Source organism: Streptomyces sp. NPDC057137, from assembly GCF_042670825.1.
In the GTDB taxonomy this organism is placed as follows: domain Bacteria; phylum Actinomycetota; class Actinomycetes; order Streptomycetales; family Streptomycetaceae; genus Streptomyces.
The window spans coordinates 47,436-53,929 of the sequence record NZ_JBHUUW010000056.1; the positions used below are offsets into that span (position 1 = coordinate 47,436).

The 6,494-nt window shown below is 72.0% G+C and carries 5 protein-coding genes; all 5 read left to right on the forward strand.

Features of this window, described 5'->3' with window-relative positions:
- Positions 1 to 321: 321 nt before the first annotated feature.
- Entirely contained in the window at positions 322 to 915 is a 594-nt protein-coding gene (locus ACFT9I_RS31450; RefSeq protein ID WP_382569866.1) for a cupin domain-containing protein, read from the forward strand.
- A 46-nt stretch (positions 916 to 961) separates the two neighbouring features.
- Positions 962 to 2,113 carry a DegT/DnrJ/EryC1/StrS family aminotransferase gene (locus tag ACFT9I_RS31455; protein WP_382569868.1) on the forward strand — a complete coding sequence of 384 codons (1,152 nt, stop codon included), beginning with the start codon at positions 962 to 964 and terminating at the stop codon, positions 2,111 to 2,113.
- A 57-nt stretch (positions 2,114 to 2,170) separates the two neighbouring features.
- Entirely contained in the window at positions 2,171 to 4,144 is a 1,974-nt protein-coding gene (locus ACFT9I_RS31460; protein WP_382569869.1) for an FAD/NAD(P)-binding protein, read from the forward strand.
- Between the two features lie 71 nt (positions 4,145 to 4,215).
- Positions 4,216 to 5,343, forward strand: a complete 1,128-nt coding sequence (locus ACFT9I_RS31465; protein ID WP_382569871.1) for a type III polyketide synthase — start codon at positions 4,216 to 4,218, stop codon at positions 5,341 to 5,343.
- Positions 5,340 to 6,398: a methyltransferase gene (locus ACFT9I_RS31470; protein WP_382569873.1), complete on the forward strand. Its 1,059-nt coding sequence runs from the start codon at positions 5,340 to 5,342 to the stop codon at positions 6,396 to 6,398. The genes ACFT9I_RS31465 and ACFT9I_RS31470 overlap by 4 nt, the downstream gene beginning before the upstream one ends.
- Positions 6,399 to 6,494 lie beyond the last annotated feature (96 nt).

Sequence of the window (6,494 nt, forward strand, 5' to 3'; positions counted from 1 at the left end):
GCAGCCGTCCCGACGGTGATCGGCGGACCGCGAAACGCATCCTCGACGCCGCCCCTTGCCCGGGAATACGCGAAGTGTTGGCCCCGGCTTGGCGGCAAGCGGGAACCAATCCCGGACCCAGTGGTCCCCAAGTCACCGCGGGCATTCTCGCTGCGGAGGCCGTCCGGTGCCGGCCCGGGGCGCGGAATTTCCGGCGTACCGGAAAGCGTCCGCCTGCTTCCTCCACTTCCCCGGTTTCCCCGGTTGTCCCTGACTTCAGAATTCCGCCGCCGCGCGGCTGCCCGGCCCGCGCCCGCATTCGATCCGAGAGAGCGACACCACATGAGCGGTCTCATCGTCCCGCCCGGCCAGGGCCGGAAACTCATCACGAAAGCGCAGGACGTGACCTTCAAGGTCACGGCCGCGGACGGTTCCTCGTCCTCCGTGTTCGAGGTGGTCGTGCCGCCGGGGTTCGACGTCGGCGCGCACACCCACAGCCACTCCCAGGAGTTCTTCTACGTCCTGGAAGGTGAGTTGGAGCTCTTCGCGTTCGAGCCGACCGAGCGGACCCCGGACACCTGGCACGGCTGGGAGTCCACGAGCGGCGACCGCGCCGCGCGCGCGGTCACGGGCAGTTGCATGTTCGTGCCGCCGGGCTGCCCGCACGCGTTCCGCAACCCCACGGACAAGCCGGCCCGCATGCTCTTCCAGAGCTCCCCCTCGCCGGACCACGAGCGTTACTTCGAGGAGATCGTCGAGATCTTCGCGGCCGGCCGGTCGGTGGACTCCGAGGCCGTGGAGCGGATGCGTGAGCGCTACGACGTCCAGCAGATCACCCCGCTCCGTTTCACCCCGCCCACGCCGAACCCGCCCGTCCCGAACCCGACCGCCCCGAATCCGGCCACCCTGAGCCCGGCCGGGCGGTCCGCGGCGTGAGCAGTGACGACCTGACCAGAGACGAAGAGTTGAGGGGTGATCTCGGATGACTGTCACGACCACGGACAGCATCTCGCTCGTGCACGCGAGCCTGGGCGAACAGGAACTCGCCGCCGTCGCCGAGGTGTTCGCCTCGGGCTGGCCGGCCGGCCAGGGCCCGCAGGGCAAGGCACTCGAAGCCCAGCTGCAGCAGCGTTACGGCGTCGGTGACGCGGTCGCGCTGAGCAACTGCGGCGCGGCGCTCCACCTGAGCATGCTGGCGCTCGGCGTCGAGCCCGGCGACGAGGTGATCGTCGCCGACTACACCTTCCCCGCCCCGGCCCACGCGGTGCGCTACGTCGGCGCGACCCCGGTCTTCGCCGACGTACGCCCGGACACCGGCACCGTCGACCCGCAGGCGGTGGCGGAGCTGATCGGCCCGCGCACGGTGGGCATCATCGCGGTGGACACCGTCGGGCTGCCCGCCGACTACACCGAACTGATGGCCGTCGCCGACCGCCACGGCCTGTTCGTCGTCGAGGACGCCGCCTGCGCGGTCGGCGCCACCTACCAGGGCCGCCCGGCGGGCGCGCTGGCGCCGGTGGCCTGCCTCTCCTTCCACGGCCGCAAGGGCGCCACCAGCGGTGAGGGCGGGGCGCTGCTCGCCGCCGACCCGGTGATCGGGGCCGACGCCCGGCTGCGGTCGTCGTTCGGCATCGGGAGCATCTACGACCAGGCGCAGGTGGTCGGCCTGCCGATCCCCTCGTTCACCGACATCGGCTACAACTACAAGCTCTCCGACATCGCCGCCGCGATCCTCCAGGTGCAGTTGGGGCGGGTCGACGAACTGCTGGGCCGCCGGAGCGCGGTCGCGGCGTCGTACACGGAGCTGCTGGCCGACGAGGAACTGCTCACGGTGCCGTACGTGCCCGAGGACCGCACCCACGCCTGGCAGTCCTACCTGGTGACCCTCGACCCGCGGGTGGACCGCTCCGGGCTCGGCGCCGCGCTGCGCGCCCAGGGCATCGGCTGCGGGCACGGCACCTGGGCCAGCCATCTCCAGCCGGTGTACGACTCCGCGCAGGCGTGCCCGGTCTCGGCGGATCTCTTCCAGCGCAACCTGGCCATACCCATGCACGCCGAACTCCGCCCGGACCAGGTCGAACGCGTCGTGGACGTACTGCGGGCCGAGCTGAAGAACAACCTGCGCCCGAACTGACCGACGCGCCGGCTGTGGGCGCCCGCTCTGTTCGCGTATTCCCATCGAGGAGAGTCCGTGCTTGTCGTCTGTCTTGTCGGAGCGGGGCCGCGCGGTCTGTCGGTCCTCGAGCGGCTGTGCGCCAACGAGCGCAAGTCCCCCGCGCACCCGGCGGTGACCGTGCACATCGTGGAGCCGTACGCGCCGGGCCCGGGGAAGGTGTGGCGCACCGGTCAGTCCCGGCGGCTGCTGATGAACACCGTCGCCTCGCAGGTCACCGTCTTCACCGACCACACCGTGACGATGGGCGGGCCGGTGGAGGAGGGGCCGAGTCTGTACGCGTGGGCCGGGGATCTCGCCCTGCGGTCGGCGGATCCCGGCGTACGCGGGCGGTTCGCGCCCGAGGTCCTGGCCGAGGCGGGCCGGCTCGGCCCGGACGACTACCCAACCCGTGCCTTCTACGGCGCGTATCTGGAGGACGCCTTCCGTACCGTGCGGGAGGCGGCGCCCGCGCATGTCACCGTCGTCGAGCACCGCACGAGCGCGGTGGCGCTGCACGACGAGGGCCGGCCGGGCGGCTCGCAGACCGTGCTCCTGGCGAACGGCACGCGGCTGACCGGTCTGGACGCCGTGGTCCTCAGTCAGGGGCACGTCCCGGCCGCCCCCACGTCCGGTCAGCGGGCCCTGGCGGCGGCCGCCGCCCGGCACGGCCTGACCTACCTCGCCCCCGCGAACCCGGCCGACCTCGACCTGTCCGTCGTCGCGCCCGGCGAGACCGTCTTCGTACGCGGTCTCGGGCTGAACTTCTTCGACGTGCTCGCGCTGCTGACCGAGGACCGGGGCGGCATCTTCGTCCGCGACGGCGGCCGGCCGCGCTACCGCCCCTCGGGCCGGGAGCCGCGTATCGTCGCCGGGTCCCGGCGCGGTGTGCCGTACCACGCGCGCGGCGAGAACCAGAAGGGTCCCTACGGCCGCCACGAGCCGCGGTTGCTGACCCTGCGCGCCGTGGCCGGGCTGCACCGGCGCGCCGAGGACAGCGAGCGGCTGTCCTTCCGCACCGACCTGTGGCCGCTGATCGCCAAGGAGGTGGAGAGCGTCTACTACGGAACGCTGCTGTCCGCCGGTGGCCGGCGGCGCGAACGCGAGCCTTTCGTACGGGACTTCCTGGCCGCTCCCGACCGGGCGGCGGAGGCGCGGCTGCTCGACGCCGCCGGGATCCCGCCGGACGAGCGCTGGGACTGGGAGGCGCTGGCCCACCCCTGGCGCGGCCGGGACCTGCGCGACCGGGACGGCCACCGGGCCTGGCTCCTGCGCCATCTGAACGAGGACGTGCGCGAGGCCAGGGCGGGCAATACGGACGGCCCGCTCAAGGCCGCCCTGGACGTACTGCGCGACCTGCGCAACGAGATACGTGCCGCGGTGGACCACGGCCGGCTGGAGGGCGGCTCGTACCAGGACGATCTCCAGGGCTGGTACACCCCGTTGAACGCGTTCCTGTCCATCGGTCCGCCCGTCTCCCGTGTCGAGGAGCTGATCGCGCTCGTCGAGGCGGGCGTGGTGGAGATCCTCGGCCCCGACGTACGGGTGTCCGCCCCCGATCCCGGTGAACAGGGCGGGCGGCGGGCGGCGTTCACGGTCGTCTCCGGTGTCGTACCGGGGCCGGCGGTGCGGGCGACGGCCCTGGTCGAGGCCCGGCTGCCCGAGCCGGATCTCACCCGCACCGCGGACCCGCTGCTGCGCGGGCTGCTGGAGAGCGGGCAGGCCGCCCGGTTCCGGATCGACGGCTCCTGCGGCACCGAGTTCCCGACCCGGGGGCTGGCCGTCACCGAGCGCCCGTACCGGCTCGTCGACGCGGCGGGGCGGGCCCATCCGCGCCGGTTCGCCCTCGGGGTGCCGACCGAGGGCGTGCACTGGGTGACCGCCGCCGGGATCCGCCCCGGCGTCGACTCCATGACCCTCGGCGACGCGGACGCCATCGCCCGTGCGGTGCTCGACCTGAAAGCGTCGGCAAGCCGACGCCAAGGAGCGGGCAAGCCCGCCGTACGACATTGACACCCTGATAGAAGAAGACAGAGGCAAAAGGCAGAGAAATGTCTTCACTTTCTGAGAGGCAGACGCCGGACATGCCCATCCTTTGCAAGCCCGCGGTGCGCGTACCGGAATACATCATCACCATGGAGCAGACCCTGGATTTCGCCAGGAAAGCTCATGCGGGAAAGCCGCAACTCCCGCTGGCACTCCGGCTGATAGAGAATACCGGAGTGCAGAAGCGGCATCTGGTGCAGCCGATCGAGAAGACCTTGGACCACCCGGGCTTCGAGGAACGCAACCGTATCTACGAGACCGAATCGAAAAAGAGATGCCCCGAGGCCATCGAGGAGGCATTGGCGAACGCGTTGCTGCGGGCCGAGGACATCGACGCGATCATCTATGTGTCGTGCACCGGCTTCATGATGCCCTCGCTCACCGCATGGCTGATCAACACCATGGGGTTCCGGTACGACACCCGGCAGCTGCCCATCGCCCAACTGGGCTGCGCGGGAGGCGGGGCGGCGATCAACCGCGCCCATGACTTCTGCGCGGCCCACCCCGACAGCAACGTGCTGATCGTCTCGTGCGAGCTGTGCTCGCTGTGCTACCAGCCCGACGCCGACGACGTCGGCTCGCTGCTGTCCGACGGACTGTTCGGCGACGCGGTCGCGGCGGCCGTGGTGCGCGGGCGGGGCGGCCCCGGCGTCACCGGCGTCCAACTGCGGCACAACGCCTCGTACCTCATTCCGAACACCGAGGAGTGGATCTCGTACGCCGTGCGCGACACCGGGTTCCACTTCCAGCTCGACCGCCGGGTGCCGGGCACCATGGAGCCGCTCGCGCCGGTGCTGCGCGACCTGGCCGCGGACCACGGCTGGGACGCCTCGGACCTCGACTTCTACATCATCCACGCCGGCGGCCCCCGCATCCTGGACGACCTCGCCAAGTACCTCGGGGTCGACCGCACGGTCTTCCGGCACAGCTGGGGGACGCTGACCGAGTACGGGAACATCGCCAGCGCGGTGGTGCTCGACGCGCTGCGCAGGCGCTTCGAGGAGGGGCCCCTGCCCACGGACGCCACCGGCGTGATCGCGGGCTTCGGCCCCGGCATCACCGCCGAGATGGCCCTGGGCACCTGGGTCGACGGCACCGCCCATCACCACGGGGAGCGCCCGGCCGCCGAGGCCGCGCCGCGCCCGTACGCGGGGAGGATCGTATGAGCGGCACCGAGACCGGCATCAGCATGGGCACCGGCAGCGACAGCGACAGCACCACCGGCACGCAGGCCGGACCCACGTCCGACCGGATCATGCGGATCATCAACGGCTACTGGGCCACCGGAGTTCTGGGCACGGCGGCGACGTACTCCCTGTTCACACACCTGGAGGACGGCGCCGAAACAGCGGCGGCGCTGGCCGAGCGGGCCGGGATAGCGCCGCGCGGCGCGCAGGCGCTCCTCGACGGTCTGGTCGCCCTCGGCCTGGTCGAGGTGGCGCACGGCCGTTACCGCAACACCCCGGAGGCGGCGGCCTTTCTCGTGGAGGGCCGGCCCGCGTCACTGGCCGGGTTCGCCCGCCTCAAGATGGGCCATCTGGGATCGCTGGCCGCGTTGCCCGACGTCGTACGCGCGGGAGGGCCGGTGACGGAGGCGGTGGTGGAGGTCGCCGACAACCCGCACTGGGAGAACCTCGTCCAGGCCATCGCCGCGCAGTCCGTGCCCGTGGCGCACATCGCCGCCGAGGCGCTGGGGCTGGCCGATGCCGGGAAGGTCTCGATCCTCGACATCGGCGGCGGTTCGGGGGTCTGCTCGGCGGTCTGGCTCGGGCTCAACCCCGACGCCCGCGCCACCCAGATCGACTGGGCGCCGATCAACGCGATCGCCCGGCGGCTCCTGGCCGAACAGGGCGTGGGCGACCGGGTCGACCACGTCGACGGCGACTTCCACACCGTCGACTTCGGCAACGGCGACCACGACCTCGTCATGTACTCCAACATCGCCCATCAGGAAGGGCCCGAGGAGAACCAGGCGATCTTCACCCGGATACGCAGGGCGCTGCGGCCCGGCGGCACGCTCGTCGTCTCCGACTACCTCACCGACGACGACCGCACGGGCCCGCCCTTCGCGCTGACCTTCGCCGGGGAGATGCTCCTGAAGAGCCGGCACGGCTCCACCTGGCGGCGCCGTGACTGTCACGCGTGGCTCACCGCCGCCGGGTTCGAGGACATCCGCTTCCTGGACACCCCGTCCCCCACCACCCTCGTGCTCGCCCGCTGACCCGCGCCCCTCAGCCGTGGCCTCCGCCTGACGGCGACCGGGACTTCGGCCCACCGAAGGGACGCGGGCAACGAGGAAGCCTTCGGCGCGGCGGCC